At 59.0% G+C, this 22,886-nt stretch carries 21 protein-coding genes; 14 read left to right on the top strand and 7 right to left on the bottom strand.

Annotated elements, in window-relative coordinates:
• Positions 1–57 precede the first annotated feature (57 nt).
• From ACQ4N7_RS07300 to ACQ4N7_RS07280, 5 genes are all read left to right on the top strand, one after another.
• Entirely contained in the window at positions 58–2,583 is a 2,526-nt protein-coding gene (locus tag ACQ4N7_RS07300; RefSeq protein ID WP_430710955.1) for an HD family phosphohydrolase, read from the top strand.
• A gap of 468 nt (positions 2,584–3,051) precedes the next feature.
• The gene (locus tag ACQ4N7_RS07295; RefSeq protein ID WP_430710954.1) at positions 3,052–3,657 is read left to right on the top strand and encodes a serine O-acetyltransferase; all 606 of its coding nucleotides are present in this window, start codon (positions 3,052–3,054) and stop codon (positions 3,655–3,657) included.
• Positions 3,658–3,964: 307 nt separating this feature from the next.
• Complete coding sequence (locus tag ACQ4N7_RS07290) at positions 3,965–4,927, top strand: ABC transporter permease (RefSeq protein WP_430710953.1); 963 nt, start codon at positions 3,965–3,967, stop codon at positions 4,925–4,927.
• Complete coding sequence (locus ACQ4N7_RS07285; RefSeq protein ID WP_430710952.1) at positions 4,917–5,825, top strand: ABC transporter permease; 909 nt, start codon at positions 4,917–4,919, stop codon at positions 5,823–5,825. The genes ACQ4N7_RS07290 and ACQ4N7_RS07285 overlap by 11 nt, the downstream gene beginning before the upstream one ends.
• Before the next feature lie 6 nt (positions 5,826–5,831).
• On the top strand, positions 5,832–6,671 hold the full coding sequence (locus tag ACQ4N7_RS07280; RefSeq protein WP_430710951.1) for a polysaccharide deacetylase family protein: 840 nt from the start codon (positions 5,832–5,834) through the stop codon (positions 6,669–6,671).
• On the opposite strand, the gene ACQ4N7_RS07275 is transcribed toward ACQ4N7_RS07280, so the two are convergent.
• Positions 6,592–7,425, bottom strand: coding sequence for a Cof-type HAD-IIB family hydrolase (locus tag ACQ4N7_RS07275; RefSeq protein WP_430710950.1), 834 nt, complete (start codon positions 7,423–7,425; stop codon positions 6,592–6,594). The genes ACQ4N7_RS07280 and ACQ4N7_RS07275 overlap by 80 nt on opposite strands.
• A gap of 576 nt (positions 7,426–8,001) precedes the next feature.
• Between ACQ4N7_RS07275 and ACQ4N7_RS07270 the strand changes: the two genes are divergently transcribed.
• Together ACQ4N7_RS07270 and ACQ4N7_RS07265 are read left to right on the top strand one after the other, a co-directional pair.
• On the top strand, positions 8,002–8,481 hold the full coding sequence (locus tag ACQ4N7_RS07270) for an Hsp20/alpha crystallin family protein (RefSeq protein WP_430710949.1): 480 nt from the start codon (positions 8,002–8,004) through the stop codon (positions 8,479–8,481).
• 77 nt (positions 8,482–8,558) lie between these two features.
• The gene (locus ACQ4N7_RS07265; RefSeq protein ID WP_430710948.1) at positions 8,559–9,218 is read left to right on the top strand and encodes a phosphoribosyltransferase; all 660 of its coding nucleotides are present in this window, start codon (positions 8,559–8,561) and stop codon (positions 9,216–9,218) included.
• Here the strand turns inward: ACQ4N7_RS07265 and ACQ4N7_RS07260 are convergent.
• Together ACQ4N7_RS07260 and ACQ4N7_RS07255 are read right to left on the bottom strand one after the other, a co-directional pair.
• On the bottom strand, positions 9,201–9,848 hold the full coding sequence (locus tag ACQ4N7_RS07260; RefSeq protein WP_430710947.1) for a TenA family protein: 648 nt from the start codon (positions 9,846–9,848) through the stop codon (positions 9,201–9,203). The two genes, ACQ4N7_RS07265 and ACQ4N7_RS07260, sit on opposite strands and share 18 nt — an antisense overlap.
• A 134-nt stretch (positions 9,849–9,982) precedes the next feature.
• Positions 9,983–10,744 carry an HAD family hydrolase gene (locus tag ACQ4N7_RS07255; protein ID WP_430710946.1) on the bottom strand — a complete coding sequence of 254 codons (762 nt, stop codon included), beginning with the start codon at positions 10,742–10,744 and terminating at the stop codon, positions 9,983–9,985.
• Positions 10,745–11,161: 417 nt separating this feature from the next.
• Between ACQ4N7_RS07255 and ACQ4N7_RS07250 the strand changes: the two genes are divergently transcribed.
• From ACQ4N7_RS07250 to ACQ4N7_RS07225, 6 genes are all read left to right on the top strand, one after another.
• Positions 11,162–12,181, top strand: a complete 1,020-nt coding sequence (locus ACQ4N7_RS07250; protein ID WP_430710945.1) for a cysteine synthase A — start codon at positions 11,162–11,164, stop codon at positions 12,179–12,181.
• Between the two features lie 199 nt (positions 12,182–12,380).
• Entirely contained in the window at positions 12,381–12,989 is a 609-nt protein-coding gene (lepB, locus tag ACQ4N7_RS07245; RefSeq protein WP_430710944.1) for a signal peptidase I, read from the top strand.
• 270 nt (positions 12,990–13,259) lie between these two features.
• Entirely contained in the window at positions 13,260–14,867 is a 1,608-nt protein-coding gene (gene metG, locus ACQ4N7_RS07240; protein WP_430710943.1) for a methionine--tRNA ligase, read from the top strand.
• A 73-nt stretch (positions 14,868–14,940) separates the two neighbouring features.
• Positions 14,941–15,594 (top strand): NYN domain-containing protein, encoded by a 654-nt coding sequence (locus tag ACQ4N7_RS07235; RefSeq protein ID WP_430710942.1) that lies wholly within the window; start codon positions 14,941–14,943, stop codon positions 15,592–15,594.
• Positions 15,595–15,609: 15 nt separating this feature from the next.
• Positions 15,610–16,761: an LPS export ABC transporter periplasmic protein LptC gene (gene lptC / locus ACQ4N7_RS07230; RefSeq protein ID WP_430710941.1), complete on the top strand. Its 1,152-nt coding sequence runs from the start codon at positions 15,610–15,612 to the stop codon at positions 16,759–16,761.
• Positions 16,762–16,882: 121 nt separating this feature from the next.
• Positions 16,883–17,518, top strand: a complete 636-nt coding sequence (locus tag ACQ4N7_RS07225) for a TenA family transcriptional regulator (RefSeq protein WP_430710940.1) — start codon at positions 16,883–16,885, stop codon at positions 17,516–17,518.
• A gap of 127 nt (positions 17,519–17,645) precedes the next feature.
• Here ACQ4N7_RS07225 and ACQ4N7_RS07220 read toward each other — a convergent pair whose 3' ends face one another.
• Positions 17,646–17,951 carry a DUF3593 domain-containing protein gene (locus ACQ4N7_RS07220; protein ID WP_430710939.1) on the bottom strand — a complete coding sequence of 102 codons (306 nt, stop codon included), beginning with the start codon at positions 17,949–17,951 and terminating at the stop codon, positions 17,646–17,648.
• A 170-nt stretch (positions 17,952–18,121) separates the two neighbouring features.
• Entirely contained in the window at positions 18,122–18,436 is a 315-nt protein-coding gene (locus ACQ4N7_RS07215; RefSeq protein ID WP_430710938.1) for a DUF2499 domain-containing protein, read from the bottom strand.
• A gap of 93 nt (positions 18,437–18,529) precedes the next feature.
• Between ACQ4N7_RS07215 and csaB the strand changes: the two genes are divergently transcribed.
• On the top strand, positions 18,530–19,597 hold the full coding sequence (gene csaB / locus ACQ4N7_RS07210; protein ID WP_430710937.1) for a polysaccharide pyruvyl transferase CsaB: 1,068 nt from the start codon (positions 18,530–18,532) through the stop codon (positions 19,595–19,597).
• Here the strand turns inward: csaB and ACQ4N7_RS07205 are convergent.
• Positions 19,594–20,058, bottom strand: coding sequence for a glutathione peroxidase (locus ACQ4N7_RS07205; RefSeq protein WP_430710936.1), 465 nt, complete (start codon positions 20,056–20,058; stop codon positions 19,594–19,596). The two genes, csaB and ACQ4N7_RS07205, sit on opposite strands and share 4 nt — an antisense overlap.
• 117 nt (positions 20,059–20,175) lie before the next feature.
• A complete protein-coding gene (locus ACQ4N7_RS07200; protein WP_430710935.1) occupies positions 20,176–22,569 on the bottom strand; it encodes a putative PEP-binding protein in 2,394 nt (797 codons plus the stop codon).
• Positions 22,570–22,886 lie beyond the last annotated feature (317 nt).

Genomic DNA, 22,886 nt, shown 5'->3' with positions numbered 1-22,886 from the left:
GGCCCCGTAGTCTAGGGTCTTTCGGCCTCTGCCCACCCCTCTAGCTGTCTTAAATTTATGAAGGCAATTCAGGAATTTGTGGCTGTGGTTGAGCGCTGGTGGGCTGTAGAGCAGCGGACCATAAAGCTGATCAGCCCTCGTTCTAAGCTGGTACCCCGGTCGCCGTCTCTAGAGACTATACAGGCCAACGATAGGCCGATCGTATCTGGCTCTGTCCAGCCCGTGGAGTTGCGCAAAGACCGACCGCAGCCCTGCCGCCCCCTGCGGCGACGCAAAAATATTCGCCATCCCCAGCTGGCCTTTGTGCTGACCACTCTGAGCCTAACAGCCGTTTTGGGGCAGCGCTTTTACAATCAGCCGGGCTTGCAGGTTGGCAGCGTGGCTCCTAACACGATTTTTGCCCCCGCCGATGCTCGGGTAGAAGACAAAGAAACCACTGAAGAACGTCGTCGGGATGCCCGCAACGGGGCTCTACGGGTCCTGCGAATAGAGCCTGCCACAGACGAGGCGGTGCTGCGATCGCTGAGTAGCCTGGTGGCGGAGGTGGGCGATGTGCGCCGCCAGGCCGGAACGGTGCCCTTTGTCGCTACTAGCGTTTTGTCAACCCAGGTGCAGAGTTACCTGCGGCGCTCCGACGATGCCACCTGGCTAAAGCTGCGGAGTCTGATCGACCCCTTGGCCAACGAAAGCGCCCGCGATGAGCGGGTAACGCTTGATACCCTGCTGCGCAACCAGACCATCACCCCCGATCAGCAGACTGCTCTGGGCGAACTTTGGGCCTATGGTCAGCGATCGAGCAGCGAGGAGCTGAGCCAGCTCTTAGACTCGGTAGAGCGAGCGCGTCAGGGCTACCAGGAGGCTATGGCCAACTTCACGCTGCTGGTTTCCCAGGCCGAGGGGGTTACCGAATCTCCCCAGGTGCTTGACCTGTCTTCTCAAGAATGGGCCAGCGCTCAAGTCGAGATCCGCAAGGCAGCGGAGCGTATGCTGGCCCAGGGCATTGCCTCTGGGTTACCTCCCGACGTGCTCGATCGCGCCGTCTATCTCCAGCTCAAGGACACCCTGCCCCAATCGATCGAACCCTTTGCCCGCCAGCTGCTGCTCTCTACCCTAGAGCCCAACCTGATTGAAGACAGCGATCGCACTCGCCTGCAGGCCGATATGGCCGCCGAGGCGGTCAAACCCGTCTTTGTAGAAGTGCAGCAGGGGGAACTCATCATTGCTGCTGGTGACATTATCACTCAGAGCCAGTTTGTGCTGCTCGACAGCTTTAACCTCAGCCAGCGCCGCTTTAACTACTGGGGGCTGGCTATGTTCGGCGGGCTGGTGGCTGGCGGGGTGGGCGTGTTTTTGCTGGTTGAGCGCTGGGTGCCCCAGCGACTGCGTCAGCAAGACTACCTGCTGCTAACGGCTATGGTGGTCAGCGCTGGGATCATGAAAATGGTCGGAGTGGCGGCCTACGGGCTGCCCGCCATCGGCCTGCTGGCTGGCAGTTTTTACGGCCCTGTGCTGGGGGGAACCCTGGTTGTGCTGGTGGCCGTACTGCTGCCGGTCGGGGCCACGGTAAGCGGTATTTCGTTTATGGCTGGGGCGGCAGGAGCTTTTGTGTGCAGCCTGCTGGCGGGCCGTATGCGATCGCGCGAAGAGCTAGCCCTCCTCGGCGGTGGCGTTGGCCTGACCCAGGGGGTAGCCTACCTGCTGCTGACGCTGGTGGTCAGCCCGGTATCGCTGATCTCGGCCTGGTCGGGCATGCTGACTGGGGCCGCTCTCCAGGGCATCTACGGCGTAATTTCTAGTATTGCCGCCCTGGGCTTAAGCCCCTATCTAGAGCACCTGTTTGATCTAGTGACTCCCATTCGCCTGGCCGAGTTGTCAAACCCCAACCGCCCTATGCTCAAGCGGCTAGCGTCGGAAGCGCCCGGTACCTTTCAGCACACAGTATTTGTGTCGAGTCTGGCGGAGGCTGCCGCCCGCGCCCTGGGCTGCAACGTAGAGCTAGTACGAGCCGGTACTCTATACCACGACATCGGTAAAATGCACGACCCCCAGGGGTTTATCGAAAACCAGATGGGCGGCCCCAATAAGCACGACACCCTCAACGATCCCTGGCTAAGCGCCGAAATTATCAAAAAACACGTCACCGAGGGCATCGTGATGGCTCGCAAATATCGCCTACCCAAAGCCGTGCAGTCCTTCATTCCCGAACATCAGGGCACCATGTTGATCAGCTACTTTTACCATCAGGCCAAGGAAATGACCAAAGATGAGCCAGCCCTGATCGTCAAAGAAGATGACTTTCGCTATGATGGCCCCATTCCGCAGTCGCCCGAAACCGGTATTGTCATGCTGGCCGACTCCTGCGAAGCCGCCCTGCGATCGCTCACCGATGCCACCCCCGACGAAGCTCTGGCTATGGTCAACCGCATTCTGCGCGCCCGCTGGAAAGATAACCAGCTGGTAGAGTCAGGTCTGACTCGCGACCACATGGCGCTGATTGCCGAAATTTTTGTGCAGGTGTGGCAGCAGTACAACCACAAGCGCATCGCCTACCCAAAAGCCGCCTTAGCACCTAAGCTCAGTTAACCGCAAGCCCCAGAGAAAACAGCTCGCCCAGATCCTTAAATAGGCTTTTGAGCTGGCAACCGCCCCTTGGCCTGGGAGTCGACAATACCGTGATGCTCAACCGGGCGGCTGTTGGCCAGGGCTACATTTGGGGCTAATTAACTGGAACGGCCTATGTATACTTGGTGCAAATTAGCCGAAGAAAACGCTAAAACACTCCAAAGTCGGGCGCAGAACGGAGATAGTTAAGTAGTATTTTTACTAAATTATGAACTTATCACAAAGCCCTGACAGCGCCTCTGTGGAATGATTTCACGGTCAGAGTAGACTTGGATATAGCAACTTAAGAGTCTTAATAAATGCTCTTTAGACTGGCCTTTGTACCATCGGCTTTTGCGATAGGAAGCTAAGACGTGTACATTTTCTGCGCCATCAGCCCCAGATTTCGCCAACCGCTCGTATGCGTCCAGAGCTTTGAATAGGAGCTATATGACCTCTGTAGTTAATGTTACCGACAGTGCTTTGACTGTTGATTCTGAGAATCAATTGGAGCAGCCCGATACTTCATTTAAAGCGTTAATTCAGCAAATTCAGGAAGACTGGATTGCCCATGGTCGCGATTGGACTAAGCCTGGGCTTAGGGCTGTGGTAGTCCATCGGTTTGGCGTATGGCGCATGGGCGTCAAGTCTAAGTTTTGGCGGGCACCGCTGAGCTTGGTCTACCGCATGATGTATCACAAAGTGCGAAATACCTATGGTATTGAGCTGCCCTACTCGGTCAAGCTGGGGCGACGAGTCGTTGTAGAGCACCAGGGCAATATCGTTGTGCACGGCAACTGCGTCATTGGCGATGACACTATTATTCGGCAGGGCGTTACGCTGGGTTTGCGTCATCTCGATCGCCCCCTGGATGCTCCAATCTTGGGCAACCGGGTCAATGTGGGAGCGGGCGCTAAACTGTTTGGCAAAATCACGATTGGCGACAATGTCAACGTGGGGGCTAACGCCGTAGTTTTAATCGATGTGCCATCAAATTCTACTGTGGTAGGAATTCCGGCCAAAATTATCAAATCTAAGGCAGACAGCTTGGCTTAAGCGATTGCTGGCTTGCTCCACCCCTTGCCAGCGCCAGTTGATAGATAGACTGGAGCCCATCACGATTTTTATGCCTCAGGTGTTCTGTATCCTGGGGCATTTGTGTGTACGTCTCTGACTAGCGCGCTCAGAATATGACCAATTGGCTAACCGCTAAAACTGGGGTGGCTAGCGAACTCGCAATCGGCCCGAGAGTTGCCAACCGATAAGATGGTCGCTATGAGCGACAAAAAGTCTATGCGTGGGGAGACGACCCCGCTAGACTAGCCATAGTCTGAGGCTACTCCTACGCTATAGTTTTTCTGCCATGCTCGGCTATTTGCTCAAGCGTCTGCTGGTGGCGATTCCAACGCTGCTGGTCATTAGCGCAGTGATCTTTTTTATCCTGGCGCTGTCGCCCAGTAACCCGTTGGGCGACCTGGCGACAAACCCAGCGATTACGCCGGAGGTGCGGGAAAATATCCGGCGATCGCTGGGCCTTGATCAGCCCATTCCCATTCGCTACCTGAAGTGGACGGTGGCGCTGTTTAGCGGCAACTTGGGCTACTCGTTCGTCAGCCGTCTGCCGGTGGCGGAGTTGATCGCTCAGCGACTGCCCGTAACGCTGTGGGTGATCGGCGTAGCCTATCTGTTGAGCGTCGCTTTGGCCTTGCCGTTGGGAATCATCGCGGCCCTGCGGCAAAATACCTGGATTGACCGCACCATTACCACAGTGGCGTTTATGGGCTTCTCCACGCCGCCGTTTTTTTCGGGGCTGGTGCTGATTATTGTGCTGAGCGTGCGGCTGGGCTGGCTGCCCTTTATCTACGACAACACGCTGGTGGTAAACGATTTGGGCAGCCTGGGGCAGTGGCTGCGGCAGTCGATTATGCCGATCGCCACGCTGGTGCTGTTTCAGACGGCGGTGCTGCTGCGGTTTGTGCGGGCCGCCATGCTCGAAGAAATTCCGCAAAACTATGTGAAAACGGCGCGGGCCAAAGGACTGGGGCGCTGGCGCATTGTCACCCTGCACATGCTGCGCAACGCGCTGATTCCGGTGGTGACGCTGGTGGCGCTGGATATTCCTACCATTTTTACCGGAGCGCTGGTGACGGAGCAAGTGTTTCGGGTGCCGGGGATTGGGGCACTGCTGATTGAGTCGATCTACCGCAGCGATACGCCGGTGGTGATGGGGATTGCTTTTATCTACGCGGTGCTGGTGGTGGCCTTTAACCTGGTGGCCGATCTGCTCTACGGCGTTGTTGACCCCAGGGTGCGCTATGGCCACTAATGCCGTTGCGCCCAAGTTGACCGCCACTATGAGCGATCAGAACCGCGCCTGGCCGCGACTGTGGGGCGATCGCACTGCTCGACTGGCCCTGATTGGGCTGGGGATATTGATGCTGGCGATCGCCCTGGGGCCACTGCTTTACCCAAGCTCTCCGAGCGACATCGACTTTGGCCGTGCCCTCCAGCCCCCTAGCGTTGCCGCCCCCCTGGGCACCAACGACCTGGGCCAGGATCAGCTGGCTCGGCTACTGCTGGGAGGCCGCATTTCGCTGGCGGTGGGGCTGGCGGCTACCCTGGTGGGCATTAGCCTGGGGGTGGGCATTGGGGCGCTGGCTGGGTTTTGCGGCGGCTGGGTCGATGTCTTGCTGATGCGCGTTACCGACCTATTTTTGGCGTTGCCTCAGCTGCCCCTGGTGTTGCTGGTGGTCTACCTGCTGGGCGACCCGGTGCGGCGTGCCCTGGGGCCAGAGCAGGGCATATTCTGGCTGATTGTGCTGCTGATTGGCGGGCTGAGCTGGATGTCGGTGGCCCGTTTAGTGCGGGCTGGGTTCTTGAGCCTCAAGCAGCGCACCTTTGTAGAAGCCGCCGTTGCGCTTGGTGCCCGGCCCTGGGGCATCGTTAAGACCCACCTGCTGCCCAATATTCTCGGTCCTGTGATTGTGGCAGCTACGATTGGGGTTGGCAACGCGCTGCTGGCTGAGTCAACCCTGAGCTTTTTGGGGGTGGGCTTTCCGCCCGATGTGCCCACCTGGGGTCGTATGCTCTACGATGCCCAAAACTACATCGAGAGCGCGCCTTACCTGGTGCTGGCCCCCGGCTTGGCTATTTTCCTCACCGTTCTTTGCATTAATACGCTGGGCGATCGCCTCCGCGATAGTCTAGATCCCACCAGCCGCTAAACCGCTATGGCTCTTCCCCAGCAGCAGATCCTCACCCAGGTCGCCCGGATGTTTCCGGATGCGCTGTTTTACGCCCCTATCCAGGCGCGGCTGGTGGCCCTCACCATTGATGATGTGCCGACGCCAGGCGATCGCAAGGATGCCTCTACTCGCCTCATTCTCGCCGCCCTCGATCGCTACAATCGCACCGCCGAGCACCCGGTACAGGCTACCTTCTTTGTCATCACCGACCATCTCAATCCGGGCAGCACCATTCTGCAAGAGATTTTGGCCAGCGGTCACGAAATTGCTAACCACGGCACCACCGACACTACCCCAGCTATTTTGCAGCCAGCCCAGTTTGCCCGCCATTTTCAAGAGGCCCACGATCGCATTACCGACCTGATTCAGCAGCCCCTGCGCTGGTACCGGCCAGGGCGTGGCCTCTACAACCGGGCTATGGTCGACCACATTCGGCTTACCCCCGGCTACGAGTCGCTGGTGGCCCTGGCCTCAATGGTGCCGTTCGACACCCTGCGTCCCCTCAGCACCCCCAACCTCAACACCTGGTACCTGGCCCGCTTTATCTTTCCGGGGGCTATTTTTGTCATGCACGGCGGGTCAATGGAGCGCTGTGTGCAGACGGCTCAGGCGCTGCCAACGCTGCTCGACCTCATAGATCGTCAGGGGTTTCGAGTGGTAACGCTCTCGCAGCTGTACGACAGCCTGAACCCAGATAGCCCAAGCCCAGATAGCCCAAGCCCAGATAGCTCGACAGCAGAAAGCCCTACAGCAGAAACTCCTGCAGCGCCACCGCCACCCCATCCGCATCCACCCCCGGAGCCACCCAGTCAGCCCCCTGCTTGACGGGTTCAGGCGCATCGCCCATTGCCACGCCAATGCCCGCGTAGCGCAGCATTTCGAGATCGTTGTAGTTGTCGCCGATGGCCATGACCTGGTCGGGTTTAAGGCCCAACAGGTCTTCGGTCAAAAACCGCACGGCTTCGCCCTTGTGGGCTAAGGGGTGGGTGGCCTCAACGAAGTATTCGACCGATCGCGTCAGATACAGGTCTTCGGTGGGGTAGCGCTGGCCCAAATGGCTCAAAATATCGCTGAGCAGGTCGATATTGTTGCTCAAGGTCAGCAGCTTGGTGGTTTCGATCGCCACGTTGTTGTTCAGCAGCATGGCCAGGTCGCCAGCGGCAATGGGGCGTATGCCCGATCGCTGGGCGTAGGCCTCGGTGTCGTCGATAATCGTCCGCACGTGGAGCTGGTCGTCGATATACAGGTGAATCGACAGGTCGTTATTGGCCTCCATGGGGGCCAGGTAGGTCAAAATTTCCAGCGCCAGCTGCCGGGGCAGGGGCGTGTGGCGGTGCAGCTTTTGGGTTTTGGGGTCTTTGATGAAGGCCCCCTGGTAGGCCATCAGCGGCAGGGCTGAGCCCACCAGCTGGTGAAACCGCAGCGCCGATTGGTACATGCGCCCGGTGGCGATCGCAACCGCAATCCCCCGCTGCTGCACCTGGCTAATGGCATCCAGCACAGGGGCATTGATCTGGTTAGACTCTCCGGCCAGGGTACCGTCGATATCGAGCACGAGTAGACGAATGTCGGCAGTCATGGGGTGAGCCTGTGAACGTTTCCGCGTTTATTATCTCTGGCGCAGGGGCTGATTGTTAACGCAGGCTAGGGACAGCCAGATTGCAGGGGCATCGTCAGAGCCAATACCAACTCTCAAATGAATACTCTCAATTTGCGGGGGTGTAGCATGTCACGTCCTGATAGGGGCAATGGGTGTGAATCGGGGTTCATTAAACTGAATTTTGTCTAAGTCTCAGGTGACAGTGCACTGTATAGGCGCACAGTCCAATATATTGAGGCATAGAAAAATGTCATCATCCTGCTGAGTTGAAGCCCGATTTTTTCGCCTTTGCCGCTGTTGTAAACCTGTTGCTCAGCCCTACGACAAAACCGCGAGTAGACCAGCCGTGCATAACTGAAAATTCAATATTTCTTTACAAAAAACCTCACAAATTATGGTTTGGATTTAGCATGAAGGTAGGTCGTAGACAGAGATTTTCGCTGGTAAGGTAAGGGGTTGAGCTTAACTGTTCTCTCCTGCCAGTGAACATCTATCGATGACCGATACTCAGCCCTAACACCGACTTTGTCTTCATAGAAAAATGGAGGAAAAGTTATGCCTATCATGCGTTACGATCCCCTGGGTGACATCGCTCGTTGGGAGCCATTTCGAGGTATTGAGCGCTTGCACCGAGAAATGAATCACCTGTTCGATCGCTTTCTGGCTGAGGGTGATGGCGACGGCGACAGAGATCTAAAATCGCTAACCTTCATGCCTTCGGCAGAAATGGAAGAAACTGATGATGCCATTCATCTCAAACTTGAGATTCCAGGGATGGAAGCTAAAGATTTAGATCTTCAGGTCACCGAATCATCGGTTTTAGTCAGAGGCGATCGCAAGTCAGAGTCTAAGCACGAAGAAAAGGGCTTAGTTCGCTCAGAATTTCACTACGGCCAGTTTGAGCGCATGATCCCGCTGCCCGTGCGCATTCAAACTGACCACGTGCAGGCTGACTACAAAAACGGCATGGTGCATCTGACTCTGCCCAAATTGGAATCAGAGCAGCAAAAAGTTGTGAAAGTCGATATTCACTAAGCCGTTCTGAAGGGGGGCTGCGATCGCGATCGAAGTCTCCCTTCCTTCCCCCGCCGCCCGTTCCCAGGAGGTAGACCATGCTCGATGCTGTTGCCCACGACATGCGGTTTAAAGACCGTGCCGACGCCGGGCGACAACTCGCCGAGCGGCTACAGCGCTATGCCCACCGTGCCGATGTGCTGGTGCTGGGGCTGCCTCGCGGCGGGGTGCCGGTGGCCTACGAAGTGGCCCAGGCGCTAAATGCGCCGCTGGATATTTGCCTGGTGCGCAAGCTGGGGGTGCCAGACCACGAAGAACTGGCCCTGGGGGCGATCGCCTCGGGCGGGGTGCGCGTGCTCAACGCCGATGTCGTCAGCGGCATGAATATATCGGCCTCAACCATTGACGCGATCGCCGCTAAAGAACTGCAGGAGCTGCAGCGCCGCGATCGCGCCTACCGGGGCGATCGGCCCCCACTGGATGTTCGCGATCGCACCGTCATTCTGGTCGACGACGGCATTGCCACCGGAGCCACCATGCGCGCCGCCGTCTCGGTGATTAAACCTCAGCAGCCCGTCCGCCTAATTGTGGCCGCCCCCGTTGTGGCCCCGCCCATCTACCAAGAGCTGAGCCTGGCGGTCGATGAGGTGGTGTCTGTCGCGATGCCCGAAGCCTTGCGCGCGATCGGGTTTTGGTACGAAGACTTTGCTCAAACCAGCGATGCAGAGGTGCACCAGCGCTTAACTGAGCAGTCCTAGGCCGTCATGAGGTACTTGCCAGGCCGCTTCAAAAAAGGCCAGTTCGCAGTCCATCGCGTAGCGGTAGGCAGCCCGGTGGCTGGGGGTATCAACCGCTTGAGCATCGATCAGCGCTTCGAGTTGGGCGGCCAGGGGCTCAAACTGGTCGCTGCTGTAGGTCTCAATCCAGGCGCTGTAGCGGTGGGGCGGCGGCTTAAGCTGCGCCAGGGACTGCCCCAAAAATGCGTAGAGCCGCATGCAGGGGGCCATGGCGATCGCCGTCGCCTCAGACGACTGCCCCCAGGCGGTGCTGAGCAAAAAATCGGTATAGCGACGGGTCGCCGCCCCAGGGGTAACAGTGGACAGGTCTACGCCCCACTCTTGAGCGTAGCCGCCGTGCAGATTCAGCTCGCCCAGCACCCCGTCAGCCAGCTGGTGAAAAACCTGGAATGTCTCCCAGGTAGAAGCCTTAGCAGCAGCGATGCTGTAGGCCCGGGCAAAGGCTTCTAGAAAGAAAGCGTCCTGGCCGACGTAGTAGGCAAATTTCTCTACGGCCAGGGTGCCATCGCCCAGGCCCTGCACGAAGGGGTGTTGCAGGCAGGCCTGGGCCAGGTCGTCGTTAGCGTGCCACAGAGTTTGGGAAAGGGGCATGGGAACAAAAGATGTTGAGGAGATGAGGATAGACGCGGAGCGGCTTCCCGCAGGATGGGGTCGAGAAGATAAGGGGATGAGGACGATGGGACGGAGAAGGCGTTGACGTAGGGGCGCATAGCGTGCGCCCTCAGCTAGGACGGCAAGAGCGCCTGGGCCAGATCGAGCGAGAAATAGTAGGCGTTGTTGACCTCGCCCCAGAGCACCTCAAACGGGAGGCTGGGTTCGCCCAGGTGGCTGATTACCAGGCAAGCGCCGGGCATAGCGGAGCTGCGGGTGTAGTCGTTGACCGTAACCACGGTGGGCAGGCCAGCCGCGATCGCCGCGTCTACCCCCTGGCGGCTGTCTTCGATCACCAGGCAGGTGGAGGGGTTGAGATTCATAGTATCAATCACCAGGTTGTAGATATCGGGAGCGGGTTTTTTGGTTGGCACCATATCTCCGGCGGCGATCATCTCAAACCAGGTGGGCGACTCTGGCCCCAGCAGATGCTCCAGCAGCGGAATCACGCTGTCTTTGGCGCTGGTAGTGGCGATCGCCAGCCGCACTCCCTCCCGCCGGGCCGCCTCGATCAGTCGCCGCACCCCAGGCCGCAGCGGGATTACGTTGCTGGCGACCAGCGATTGAAAGTGGCGGGCCTTGGCCTGATGCAGCGCCACCACCAGCTCATCGGTATCGGTTGAAGGCTGAAACGTCGGCTGGTAGCGATCGATGTAGTGGCGAATGCGCTCTTTGCCACCGGCTACCCGCAACAGCTGACCGTAGAGGCCCACTGGCCAGTGCCAGGACAGACCACATTCTTGAAACGCCTGGTTAAACGCAACCCGGTGGCCATCCCGCTCCGTTTCGGCCAGGGTGCCGTCAACATCAAAAATGAGCGCTTCAAGGGTTTTCATGGGGGCCGGAGGGGAAACAAGGGAAGATAGAGGCTGGCTGAGGCCAAAATTGTGCTCCAAGGGCAGAGGCTGGCTACGTTTCTCCCTGTCACACTATGAAAATGCCGGGAGCTGCCTTGCTTAGCCAGTGCTGGGCCGATCGTCAGCGATCGCGAGAGGGCCAGGGAATGTTCACAAAGCGTCTCAGGTTGGGAATCGCCCCTGCTCTTCACCCTAGACTGTCGCCTCCAGACTGTCGCCTCCAGACTGTCGCCTCCCAGCAGCATCCTCAAAAGCGGCCCCAAAACTACAGAAAGCACAACGATTCTAGCCGAGAAGCCCACCGTTTCACCGTAGGATGAAGAGGCGACTTGCGCTAAAAAACTGGGTCAGCGTCGGCCCCGGCGCAGCAGGCTGTTGTCAACGGTTACGAAGCATATGGATATCAAAAACGGTTTTGTCGCCGCAGTGGGCAATACTCCCCTAATTCGCCTCCCCAGCGTTAGCGAAGCGACCGGCTGCGACATTTTGGGTAAAGCAGAGTTTCTCAACCCCGGTGGGTCGGTCAAAGATCGTGCGGCCCTCTACATCATTAAAGATGCCGAAGAAAAAGGCTTGCTCAAGCCCGGTGGCACCGTGGTCGAAGGTACCGCAGGCAATACCGGCATTGGGTTAGCCCACATTTGCAACGCCAAGGGCTACCGCTGTCTAATCGTTATTCCCGACACCCAGTCCCAGGAAAAAATTGATCTGTTGCGCACCCTGGGGGCTGAGGTTCGCACCGTGCCCGCCGTGCCCTACCGTGACCCCAACAACTACGTTAAAGTTTCGGGTCGCCTGGCCGAAGAACTCGACAACGCCATCTGGGCCAACCAGTTCGACAACTTAGCCAACCGCCTGGCTCACTACGAAACCACCGGCCCTGAGATCTGGGCGCAAACCGACGGCAGTATCGACGGCTGGGTAGCCGCGACCGGCACCGGCGGCACCTACGCAGGTGCAGCTCTATTCTTTAAAGAGAAAAATCCTCAAATTCGCTGCGTTGTAGCCGACCCCATGGGCAGCGGTCTCTACAGCTATATCAAAACCGGCGAAATCAACATCAAGGGCAACTCGATTACCGAGGGCATCGGCAACAGTCGCATTACCGCCAACATGGAAGGTGTACCGATTGACGATGCCATTCAGATCGAGGACTCTGAGGCGCTGCGGACGATCTATCAACTGCTCTATAAAGACGGGCTGTTTATGGGTGGTTCGGTGGGCATTAACGTAGCGGCGGCGGTCAAGCTGGCCCAGCAGCTCGGTCCTGGCCACAAGATTGTTACGGTGCTGTGCGACGGCGGCTCGCGCTATCAGTCGCGTATTTACAGTCGCTCCTGGCTAGAAGAAAAAGGGCTGTGGTCTGAGGATCTGGCCCCTGAAGTGCCCACTGGAATGGCTTCGCCTGTCGCCTAGATCTGCCCCGTAATCTACAGCCCAACGTGGTCGCCTGGAATCGCGATGATTACTGTCTTTGTAGGGCAGATGGTTGCAAAGCAGATCGACTACACTAGGACAGATCAAAGGAACAGACTAAAGGGGGCCGTCTGCGGTGCAAATATGCCTCAGCGCTACCCGAGTTTACCCTGCTCCATAAATTCTCGGGGACACACCTGTGACCGACCAGTCTGACAAATCTTCGCTGCCGCCCGAACCTGCCCTAGATCAAGGTCCAGGACAACGTAAGCAGGTGTCGCAGCCCAATCCCTGGATGGAAGGGCTGCAAACCATTGGGCTCAGCGTGGTGTTGGCTCTAGGAATTCGGCATTTTGTGGCAGAGGCGCGCTACATTCCCTCTGGCTCGATGGAGCCAACGCTGCAAATCAACGATCGCCTGGTGATCGAAAAAATTAGCTACCACCTCAACCCCCCTGAGCATGGGGATATTGTGGTGTTTTGGCCGCCCGAAAGCCTCACCCCTCCAGGCAAGCGGCGCGATGCCTTTATCAAACGCATTGTCGGCCTGCCGGGGGATGTGGTCGAGGTGCGCGATGGTGAGGTCATTCGCAACGGCGAGGTGCTGAGCGAGCCCTACATCAAAGCCGCCCCCGACTACCAGTGGGGGCCGGAGGAAGTGCCCGACGCGTCTTATTTGGTGCTGGGCGACAACCGCAACAGCAGCTACGACAGCCACGCCTGGGGGTTTGTGCCCGAAGAAAACATCATTGGCAAGGCGGTAGTCCGGTTTTGGCCGCCGGGTCGGGTTGGCCTGCTCGACGATTGAGATTGACCCCGCAAAAGCTGTTGCATGACAATTGTTTTACTCTGTCAGATGCTTAAATCTTCTGGGGTTTATTCAGGGAACCTTAACACAGCAGGTTAGTGTGCAAGCTGGCATCGGGTTTGTACAGGTGTCCAAGGTCAGCTTTGGGCTGGCGCTGCTATCCTGGTTATCTGTCAGGTTTTGCCCTAGAGCTTAATGCTGGTGGCCGTTGCGCCATTGATTGCCATTGTTAATTCAGCCTCTTAGCAGGCGAGTGTTCCCGTTGGTTATATGACTTTTACCCCTGCCGATAAACCGCCCTTTGCCATTACGACCCCGCTCTATTACGTCAACGGCTTACCCCACATCGGCAGCGCCTACACGACTATCGCTGCTGACGTCGTAGCCCGGTTTTACCGCCTGATGGGGCACCCGGTGCTGATGATTACCGGCACCGATGAGCACGGTCAAAAGATTCAGCGCACCGCCGAAGAACGGGGCGTTTCACCGCAGGAGCACTGCGACGAGTTTGTGGCCGGGTTTGAGCGGCTGTGGACGTTGCTCAATATTGACTGCGATCGCTTCATTCGCACCACTGCCCCTCGTCACAAGGTTATTGTCGACGAGTTCTTTCAGCGCGTGTGGGACCGGGGCGATATCTACAAGGGCCAGCAGCAGGGCTGGTACTGCGTCTCCTGCGAAGAATTTAAAGAAGAGCGCGATCTGCTGCCTAACCAGCACTGCCCCATCCACACCAATAAACCCGTTGAGTGGCGTGACGAGTCGAACTACTTTTTCAAACTGTCGAACTACCAGACTCAGCTGGAGCAGCTCTATGCCGATCGCCCCGACTTTATTCAGCCCGAGTCGCGCCGTAACGAAGTGCTGAGCTTTGTGAAGCGAGGGCTGCAGGATTTCTCCATTTCGCGCATCAATCTCGACTGGGGTTTTGCTGTACCCACCGACCCCGGCCACACGCTCTATGTCTGGTTTGACGCGCTTTTGGGCTATATCACCGCGCTGCAAGACCCTGGCGAGCCGCCCAGCCTTGAAAAGGCGATCGCCCACTGGTGGCCCATCAATACCCACCTAATTGGCAAAGATATTCTGCGCTTTCACGCGGTGTACTGGCCTGCCATGCTGATGTCGGCAGGGCTGCCGCTGCCAGAGCGGGTGTATGGACACGGCTTTTTGACCAAGGACGGCCAAAAAATGGGCAAGAGCCAGGGCAATACCCTGGACCCGGTGGAACTGGTCGAAACCTACGGCCCCGATGCCGTGCGCTACTATTTCTTGCGCGAAATCGAGTTTGGCAAAGACGGCGACTTCAACGAAACCCGCTTTATCAACGTGCTCAACGCCGACTTGGCTAACGATTTGGGCAACCTGCTGAACCGCACTCTCAAAATGGCGGCTCGCTACTGTGACGGCAAGGTGCCCGATATCAACCCTCAGGCGATCGCGGCTGACCACCCCCTGCGGGCGATCGGCTATAATCTCACCGACACGGTAGCTAAAGCCTATACTCAGCTAGCCTTTAGCCAGGCCTGCACGGCCACCCTGGCCCTGGTGCAGGCCAGCAACAAGTTCTTGGATGAGCAAGCGCCCTGGAGCCTCTATAAGCAGGGCAAACAGGCCGAGACTGAAGCCGTCTTGTACGCCGTGTTGGAGTCGGTGCGTCAGGCCGCCTACCTGCTGTCGCCGATTATCCCTGACATTAGCAACCAGATTTATACCCAGCTGGGCTTTGCCGTCGATTTTAATGACAAAGCTCTCGGTCAAGCGATCGGCTACGCTGACCACGCCGCCTGGGGCTACCTGCCCCCCGCTCAACCCCTGGGAGAAGCCGCTCCCGTCTTTCAACGACTAGAGCTGCCCGAAACGGCAGCTAGCCCCTGATAAAAAACCATCCAGCGCTGTTTACGCTCGCTTTAAATTCAACAAACTCAATTTAATAAACCCTCAAAAACCCATGTTAGATACTCATCACAGCCATTCTTTAATTAGCGACGACGCCATATTCACCCCCGAGCAGGTGCTCGATAACCGGGGGCGAGTGGCCATTTTTATCGACGGGTCCAATCTGTTTTACGCGGCCCTGCAGCTGGGCATCGAAATCGACTACACCAAGCTGCTGTGCAAACTGACGGCTGGGTCGCGGCTGTTTCGCTCATTCTTTTACACTGGGGTCGATCGCACCAATGAAAAGCAGCAGGGCTTTTTGCTGTGGATGCGGCGCAACGGCTATCGGGTGATTGCCAAAGACCTGGTGCAGCTGCCCGACGGCTCTAAGAAGGCCAATCTTGATGTCGAGATTGCCGTAGACCTGGTCGCTTTGGTCGATTACTACGACACCGCCGTACTGGTCAGCGGCGATGGCGATTTGGCCTATGCCGCCGATGCCGCCAGCTACCGGGGGGCGCGGGTTGAGGTGGTGAGCCTGCGATCGATGACCAGTGACAGCCTGATCAACGTGGCCGATCGCTACATCGACCTCGAAGGGGTCAAAGACGACATTCGAAAGCTGCCCCGCAGTGCCGCCAGCCACAACTACACCTACCGACCGCTCTCTAACCTGGCCGCTACCGAAGAGCCGCCGGAAGACGGCGTGGTGATTGGCGAATAACCTTTAGGGCAACCCATGGCAGCACAATGGCGGCGGTTAATGATTGGGGGAGCTGCGATCGCGGCTGTCACGATCGGGCTATACAGTCTGGTTGGTCCCCAGTCAGGTTCTAATCGAGGTGCCGATGACGCCACAGCCGACCCAGAACCGGGTCTCACCCTGCGCGATGTCACCCTGGAGCAGCCCGGCGACGACGGGCTGCTGCTGTGGCGGGTCAAGGGCGACGAAGTCACCTACAGTGCTGACCAACAAGTAGCCTTCATCACTCGCCCCGACGGCGATCTTTTTCAAGATGGCGAGGTGATTTACAAAGTCGTCGCCGACTCGGGCGAAGTGCGGGAAAACGGCAGCGTTATTTTGCTGCGGGGCAATATTGTCGCGACAGGCGTTCAAAATGGCTCCGTTTTGCGGGGTAATGAAATGGAGTGGCGACCCCAGGACGACGTGCTGATTGTGCGCGATCAAATTACCGGCACCCATCCCCAGCTGCGTGCTGCCGCCGACGAAGCGCGGGTGTTTAACCGCGAAAACCGCATGGAGCTAGAGGGCAATGTGGTTGCTAGCACCGTGGTGGCTGACCCCGAGACTGAGTCCTGGCTCAAGCTTCAGGCCAAAGAACTAACCTGGTTTTGGAAGGACGAGCGCATCGAGAGCGACGAGCCTTTGCGAGTCGAGCAGTTTAAGCAAAACGCCATTACCGACGTAGTGGTGGGCCAGCGCGGCTCCCTCGACCTGGCCGAGCAGCTGGTTGCTCTGCGGGGCCAGGTGGCCATGCAGATGTTAGAGCTGCCGCTCAATATGACCAGCGAAGCCCTCGACTGGCAGGTGGACGAAGAGCAGGTCGCCGTCAACCAGCCCCTGACCCTGGTTCATCCCGAAAACAAAATTAGGGTTACGGCCCGTCGGGGCCAGATGAACCTAGCTGAGCAGCAGATTGTGCTCTCTGAAGATGTGGTGGCGGTTGGTGAAACCAACCAGACCCGCCTGACCAGCGATCGCCTCAACTGGAACGTTGAAACCCAAACGGTAGTGGCCGAAGGCCAAGTCAACTACCGCCAGGCCGACCCCGCCATTAACCTCAGCGGCTCCCGTGCGGTGGGTCGCCTTGACGATGAAACCGTGGTGGTCGACGGCGGTCGCGTCGTCACTGAAATCGTGCCGAATTAGCCCGCTAGTTGACAAATTCGCTGTTTTAGGATCATGGTTTATGGGCTAAAGCGCGCAACGTTGCTGCAACCCAAACCCTACCCACTGTCGACCCCATTCGTTTGCTGTTGCCAAGCTCACTATGCCTTTAACCTGCCAAACTCTCGTCCAAACCCACCCCGCCGTCTGGGAAAAGGCCACTACCCACCCCTTTCTGAACGGCTGCCGCAGCGGCACCCTACAGCCAGCTCAGTTCAACACCTGGCTGGTGCAAGACTTTTTGTTTGTCAAAGCCTTTACCCGTATGGTGGGGCGCGTGCTGGCTGCCGCCCCCGACGACCATATCGACGTGCTGCTGGCGGGGCTGGGTGCCCTCAAAGACGAGCTGCTGTGGTTTGAGGCCAAGGCGAGCGAGCGATCGCTCAACCTCTCCACCCCCCTCCAGTCCACCTGCCAGCGCTACTGCGAGTTTATGGCCAGCCTGGCGATCGCCCCCTACCCGGTGCAGGCCACTGCCCTGTGGGCCATTGAGTATGCCTACAACCAGGGCTGGCAACGCCCCGGCCCCATGCCCGCGCCCTATAGCGAGTTTGCCGATCGCTGGGGCAACCCCGGCTTCACCGACTACGTTCGCCTGCTCGCCGCCCAGGCCGATGCCGCCCTAGCTACCGCCAGCCCCAGCGTCGACGCCGAGGCTGAGGCTGCCTTTCTGCGGGTCGCTGATCTCGAAGCGGCTTTCTGGCAAATGGCCTTTGCCTCCGGGGAGGTGAGGGGATGAGGGAATGGAGAAATGAGGGGATGGCGGGGATAGGCGAATGCAGAGTGCAAAATTTTGAATTCAAAATTTTGCACTCTGCACTTTGCGTTTTGTACTCTGAACTTTGCACTCCCCCTACCTCACCCCCTCACCTTCCCTCCTCTCCCCCCGCCCGCTGCTGTAATACCGCCTGCCGAAACCCCAGCACCACCAAAATATTCGACAGCGTTAAAAAGGCCTCGGCGCTGCCGTGGAGCCAATCAACATTCGCCAGCTCTTCGCCCAGCCCGACCTTGGCATAGATACCGGCTGGAATGGTCACGGCCACAAACACCAGCAGCGCGTAGAACCCGGTCAGCGCCAGCCGGGGGGTTTCCTGGGTACGGCCCATAAACCATAGAAACCCCAGGTAGGGGAAGAGAGACATGGCAAAGAGGGTGTTCTTGTCGAGCATTGTGGGGCGTGGGGTTGATGAACGTGGGTTGGATGATGGTATAGGAGTGAGGGGTGGATTGGCGAAGGAGTTAGTTTTGTAGGGTGCATTCGCACAGCAATGCACCGCAGACAGGCCATGCCACGATCAGTCACACCCTAAATTTAATCGTTGACAGAGCAATAGGGTTTTCACTCTGGGCTTTCTGCCGAAACTTGCCCGTGTCGCCAAATCCACCAGGCGGCGAGGCAGAGGGTACAATTGCCAACTACGGTCATGGCGGCCTGTAGCGTTACCAGCCAGGCTAGGTTGGGGGCGTTGTCAAACAGGTGCCAGGTACAGGCCGCCATCGCGCTGACCAGGGCCGGAAACATGCCGATCGCCAGCCATCGCCAGACGGGGCGCTGGGTGACCGCCGCAAACTGCCAGATAAACCACATCGCCGCCATCCACTCCAGCACGCTTGAGATATGGATCATCCAGGTGGGTAGCGAGAGGGCGTGCATGAGGTTCGGGGTGTAACAACAGCCTCTATTGTAGAGAGGTCGGGGTATGGCGTATAGCGGTTTAACGAACGGGTGACCAAGGGCGGGTGGAGAATGCGAGCGGTTTTGTGTGGCTACTACGGCATGGGCAACGGCGGCGACGAGGCGCTGCTGGCCACCCTGCTGCAAATGCTGCCTTCAACGGTGACTCCGGTAGTGCTGTCGGGCAACCCAGCTGAAACCGCTCAGCGCTACGGCGTTGAGGCAGTGCCGCGCAAAGCTCTGGGGCCAGTCCTGCGGGCTTTGCGCGGGGCCGATGTGTTTATTTGGGGGGGCGGTAGCCTGCTGCAGGATGCCACCAGCCTGCAAAACCCAATTTACTACGGTGGCCTGATGGCCCTAGCCCAGTGGCTGGGGCTAAAAACCATTGCCTGGGGCCAGGGCATTGGCCCGCTGACTCATCCTCTGAGCCAGGGACTGGGGCGCTATGCATTGGGTCGCTGCGACGCCGTCAGCGTGCGCGACAACGGTTCGGCGGCCTGGCTGGCGCGGTGGCAAGTGCCGGGTATGCAGGCCCCTGACCCAGTGTGGGCACTGGCGGCAGCGCCGGTAGAAGGGCTGTGGGAGCTGCCTGCCCCCCGCGTAGCCGTGGCGCTGCGTCCTCACCCCTGGCTGAGCGAACGTCATCTCGATCAATTTACCCAGGCGCTAGCCTCATTTCAGTCGGCTACCCAGACCTGCCTGCTGCTGGTGCCGTTTCAGCCGGTCAAAGACTTGCCCATTGCCGAGTATATTCAGCCTCGGCTGTCTGGCCCCAGCCGCGTTTACACCCTCGACGATCCGCACCAGCTCAAGGGGCTGTTTCGCGGCGTAGAGATGACGATTGGCATGCGGCTGCACGCGCTAATTATGGCGGCGGCTGAGGGCTGCCGCTGTTTTGGGCTAAGCTATGACCCTAAGGTTAGCCAGCTGATGGCCGACCTGGACCTGCCTGGTTTTGACCTTAACCCCCAGGCGGGGGTGCACCGCTGGCCAGAAACCCCAGAGCAGATCACCAAAACCTGGCTGGAGGTCTATGCTAACGGTGACCCGCTGACGCCAGAGCAGATTAAATCGCGGGTCGATCGCGCCCTCATGCACCGAGATTTGCTGCACGATGTGCTGACGACCCTGGCCCGTTAGCCGAGGGCTTTCTCAATGGCCGCCTTGAGATCGGCGTCGTCGGGCGGGGTTTTGGGGTCAAAGCGGGCGACGACATTGCCGTCGCGCCCGACTAAAAACTTGCCAAAGTTCCAGCTAATGTCGGGGCCTTCGCCGACCAAAAATTGGTAGAGCGGGCTGCGGTTGGGGCCGTTGACATCCTGCTTTTCGAGCAGAGTGAAGTCAACGTCGTATTTGCTCTTGGTAAAGTCTTTGATTTCTTCAGGGCTGCCGGGTTCTTGCTGGCCAAACTGATTGCAGGGCACGCCCACAATCATCAGGCCGCGATCGCCGTAGGCTTTATCCAGCTCTACCAGGCCGTTGTACTGGGGGGTGAGGCCACACTTGCTGGCCACATTCACAAAGAGAACAACTTTGTTAGCCAGTGACTCGGAGGCCAGAGGCGCACCGTCTAGGGTGGCTAGATTTGTAGGAAGAGGCATAGGGCTGAACGGTCTGTACAACGTTGTTATTATCGACCATGCTACGGCGATCGCTGTGTATTGCCCAGGTGATTTTGCGGCAGCGGGCGATTCAGTGGGACGATTGGCGGGTACTGGCTACTCACCGCCCTGCTCGGCCTGCCAAACAGCCTCCAGGGTGAAGGGTAGAGCGGCGGCTTCGACCGAAATGGAGCCAATGCCCCAGGCGACTAAATCGGCAATTAGCTCGGGATGGCGCACCGGAGCCTGGCCGCAGATAGAGCACATCAGGCCGCAGCGGTGGGCTTCCTGCACCAGGTGGGCCATCGCCAGCCGCACAACGGCGTGGCGCTCGTCGTAGGCCGAGGCCATGATGGGCTGGTCGCGATCGACGGCCAGCAGCAGCTGGGTCAGGTCATTCGAGCCAATGGCAATACCCTGGATGCCGGCCTGGGCGTAGGCGGGCAGCAAAAACAGCACCGACGGCACCTCGGCCATAATCCATAGCACAAACCCGTCGGCATCGAGCAGACCGGCGCGCTCGATGCGCTGGCGGCAGGCGATCGCCTCTTCGACCGTGCGCACAAAGGGCAAAATGAGCTGCAAATTGGCGTAGCCCGCCCGCTGTAGGGCCGCCAGTGCCCCCAGCTCCACCTGAAACAGGCGATCGTCTACCTCGTAGCTGAGGGTGCCCCGCAGCCCCAGCATGGGGTTGGGCTCGACTGGCGGGCTGCCCTGGAGGGCCTGCCATTCGTGCGATCGCAAGTCGAGACTGCGGTAGCGCAGGGGCTTCGACCCCAACGCCTGCAAAATTGGCTCTAGCTGCTGCACCAGGCGGCTTTGTAGCTCGGCCTCCTGGCCCTGGTTGACCCAGTCCCACGGGTGGCGGCCATCGAGCACTTCGAGCAGCAGCCACTCCGATCGCAGCAGGCCAATGCCGCTGGCGTAGTCGAGGGGGAGGGTGGTCAGCTGCCGGGTTTGGCTGAGATTGATCATGACCTGGGTCTGCAGTCGCTGATAGCGAACCTTGTGCTGCGGCGACAGGTCGGCTGCTGGGTCAGCCGTGGTTTGAAACTGGGTGAGGGCGGTTTGAAACTGCTGATGGTCGCCAGCCTCGTCGGTCAGGCCGTAGACCACGCCGCGATCGCCGTCGAGCCAGAGCACCATGCCGTTCTCTAGCAGCTGCGTGGCCTGGGGTGCCCCAACCACCGCTGGAATACCGACCTCCCGCGCCAAAATTGCCGCGTGGCAGGTGGCCCCACCTCGCTCCGTCACAATGCCTTTGACGGCCTGTAGCTGCAAAAAGACGTCGGGCTGGAGGTCGGGCAGCACCACAATGCACCCCACGGGCAAAGGCTGGGGTAAGTCTTGGGGATGGTGGGCTACGACCGCCACGCCCTGAATGCGCCCGACCGCTGCCCCAATGCCTCGGACCACCGTACTGGCTGCGGGCAGCAGGGGCGGCTGCAGACGGGAGCGAGGAGCGGCGATCGAGGGTGCTGGCGCTACCGCCGCCGGGTCACTCCAGGGCGTAGCCTCGGTGATGATCAGAGTGGGCTGATCGGGGTTGGCGCTGGGGTGCAGCAGCCACTCCAGGCGCACGCCGTCGCTGTCCAGGGCCGTCAGGGCCAAATCGGCCAGGTGGGCGAGGCGGGCCAGTTGGGTAGCACCCAGGGGCGTGTGCAGCTCGGGGCGATCGCGCTCTACCACCTGAATGGGTTGGGCTATAGCCGCTGGGCGGGGCCGATACTTAGACGCTGGCATCAGCTGGTAAATCCGTTCCTGAAACCCCGGTTCCCAGGTGGCCGCAGCGACCTTGCCCCGGCTGGTGCGGCAGTAGGTCGGAATCGCCTCTCCCAGGGTCATGGCCAGACCCAGCCCCGCGACGGCCGCCACGGTAATCTGCCCCTGCTCAAGGGTTAAGGTGCCCGATGCGATCGCTGGGTAGACCGGCATGATCAGTGTGGCAAAGCTGAGATCGCTCAGGCGCTGGCAGTGCAGTTGCCAAACCGATAGGCAGCGGGCCGTGAGCGCCTGGCTCCAAAACTGCGGCAGCACCTGGGGCAAGGCGGCAAAGTCAGCCTCAATTTGGGCCGGTAAAAGGCCCTGGCTGAGCAGCGCTGGCGGAGCGGCCCTGTTTTCTAATCGGGTTTCTGATAAGTTCTCTGGCCCCGACGATACCCACAGCGAGGCGCGCAGCATCCAGGCGGCAGGGATAGTGTCGCTGAACGGAGGGGAATTTGACCAATCGGCCTGGGCGATCGCTGGAATAGCTCGCATGGCTTGCTGCCACTGCTGGCTGCACTGTTGCAACGCCTGAAACCCGCCCTGGCCAATCGGCATCAGCCGATCGCCCTGCGGTTCTCGCCAGGGCATCTGCTCCAGGCTGCGGTGCCAGGGCGCAGTCGTCAGCACAACCCCCTGAGCCACGGGCAGGCCATGCTGTTTGAGCAGGCCCAGATAGTAGGCTTTGTGGCCAACGGCTCGCAGGTCGGCTAAACCCAGGTCATCCAGTCGTCTAAGCCAGGTCATACCAGAGGTAAAAGGCTAGCCCTCACTAAAAACCAGCCTGAGGGAGATGGCCAAGTATTTAGTTGTTAACCAATGCTTGTTACCGCCCCAGGGCGATCGGCCTGCTCAAAAGACTGAGGCACTGGACAATACCAGGCCAACCTGCGATCGCAAACGAGCGTTGTATTCAAGTCAACATCTTATACTTACAAATTCTACGCGATGGCCATCACCTTAACCGCCTGTCCAAAGACCTAGAGTGGGCCATTGCCCCAAATTCGTTATTTTTACCCTCGTCGCCGCTGTTGGTCTCCGCCACAGTAGAGTCAGCAGTGCGC

Origin of the sequence: Nodosilinea sp. AN01ver1 (assembly GCF_050565655.1) — a bacterium.
Taxonomy (GTDB): domain Bacteria; phylum Cyanobacteriota; class Cyanobacteriia; order Phormidesmidales; family Phormidesmidaceae; genus Nodosilinea.
Note: the sequence above shows the minus strand (reverse complement) of the source record. Positions and strands in the feature narration are given on the sequence as shown.

What these genes read in the sequence shown, in the direction of transcription:
- ACQ4N7_RS07220 (WP_430710939.1), bottom strand. Translation starts at nt 17,951, where the DNA reads ATGCTCGACAAGAACACCCTCTTTGCCATGTCTCTCTTCCCCTACCTG.
- ACQ4N7_RS07300 (WP_430710955.1), top strand. Translation starts at nt 58, where the DNA reads ATGAAGGCAATTCAGGAATTTGTGGCTGTGGTTGAGCGCTGGTGGGCT.
- ACQ4N7_RS07295 (WP_430710954.1), top strand. Translation starts at nt 3,052, where the DNA reads ATGACCTCTGTAGTTAATGTTACCGACAGTGCTTTGACTGTTGATTCT.
- ACQ4N7_RS07205 (WP_430710936.1), bottom strand. Translation starts at nt 20,058, where the DNA reads ATGCCTCTTCCTACAAATCTAGCCACCCTAGACGGTGCGCCTCTGGCC.
- ACQ4N7_RS07255 (WP_430710946.1), bottom strand. Translation starts at nt 10,744, where the DNA reads ATGAAAACCCTTGAAGCGCTCATTTTTGATGTTGACGGCACCCTGGCC.
- ACQ4N7_RS07250 (WP_430710945.1), top strand. Translation starts at nt 11,162, where the DNA reads ATGGATATCAAAAACGGTTTTGTCGCCGCAGTGGGCAATACTCCCCTA.
- ACQ4N7_RS07265 (WP_430710948.1), top strand. Translation starts at nt 8,559, where the DNA reads ATGCTCGATGCTGTTGCCCACGACATGCGGTTTAAAGACCGTGCCGAC.
- ACQ4N7_RS07200 (WP_430710935.1), bottom strand. Translation starts at nt 22,569, where the DNA reads ATGACCTGGCTTAGACGACTGGATGACCTGGGTTTAGCCGACCTGCGA.
- csaB (WP_430710937.1), top strand. Translation starts at nt 18,530, where the DNA reads ATGCGAGCGGTTTTGTGTGGCTACTACGGCATGGGCAACGGCGGCGAC.
- ACQ4N7_RS07270 (WP_430710949.1), top strand. Translation starts at nt 8,002, where the DNA reads ATGCCTATCATGCGTTACGATCCCCTGGGTGACATCGCTCGTTGGGAG.
- ACQ4N7_RS07260 (WP_430710947.1), bottom strand. Translation starts at nt 9,848, where the DNA reads ATGCCCCTTTCCCAAACTCTGTGGCACGCTAACGACGACCTGGCCCAG.
- ACQ4N7_RS07280 (WP_430710951.1), top strand. Translation starts at nt 5,832, where the DNA reads ATGGCTCTTCCCCAGCAGCAGATCCTCACCCAGGTCGCCCGGATGTTT.
- ACQ4N7_RS07225 (WP_430710940.1), top strand. Translation starts at nt 16,883, where the DNA reads ATGCCTTTAACCTGCCAAACTCTCGTCCAAACCCACCCCGCCGTCTGG.
- ACQ4N7_RS07215 (WP_430710938.1), bottom strand. Translation starts at nt 18,436, where the DNA reads ATGCACGCCCTCTCGCTACCCACCTGGATGATCCATATCTCAAGCGTG.
- ACQ4N7_RS07285 (WP_430710952.1), top strand. Translation starts at nt 4,917, where the DNA reads ATGGCCACTAATGCCGTTGCGCCCAAGTTGACCGCCACTATGAGCGAT.
- lptC (WP_430710941.1), top strand. Translation starts at nt 15,610, where the DNA reads ATGGCAGCACAATGGCGGCGGTTAATGATTGGGGGAGCTGCGATCGCG.
- ACQ4N7_RS07235 (WP_430710942.1), top strand. Translation starts at nt 14,941, where the DNA reads ATGTTAGATACTCATCACAGCCATTCTTTAATTAGCGACGACGCCATA.
- ACQ4N7_RS07275 (WP_430710950.1), bottom strand. Translation starts at nt 7,425, where the DNA reads ATGACTGCCGACATTCGTCTACTCGTGCTCGATATCGACGGTACCCTG.
- metG (WP_430710943.1), top strand. Translation starts at nt 13,260, where the DNA reads ATGACTTTTACCCCTGCCGATAAACCGCCCTTTGCCATTACGACCCCG.
- ACQ4N7_RS07290 (WP_430710953.1), top strand. Translation starts at nt 3,965, where the DNA reads ATGCTCGGCTATTTGCTCAAGCGTCTGCTGGTGGCGATTCCAACGCTG.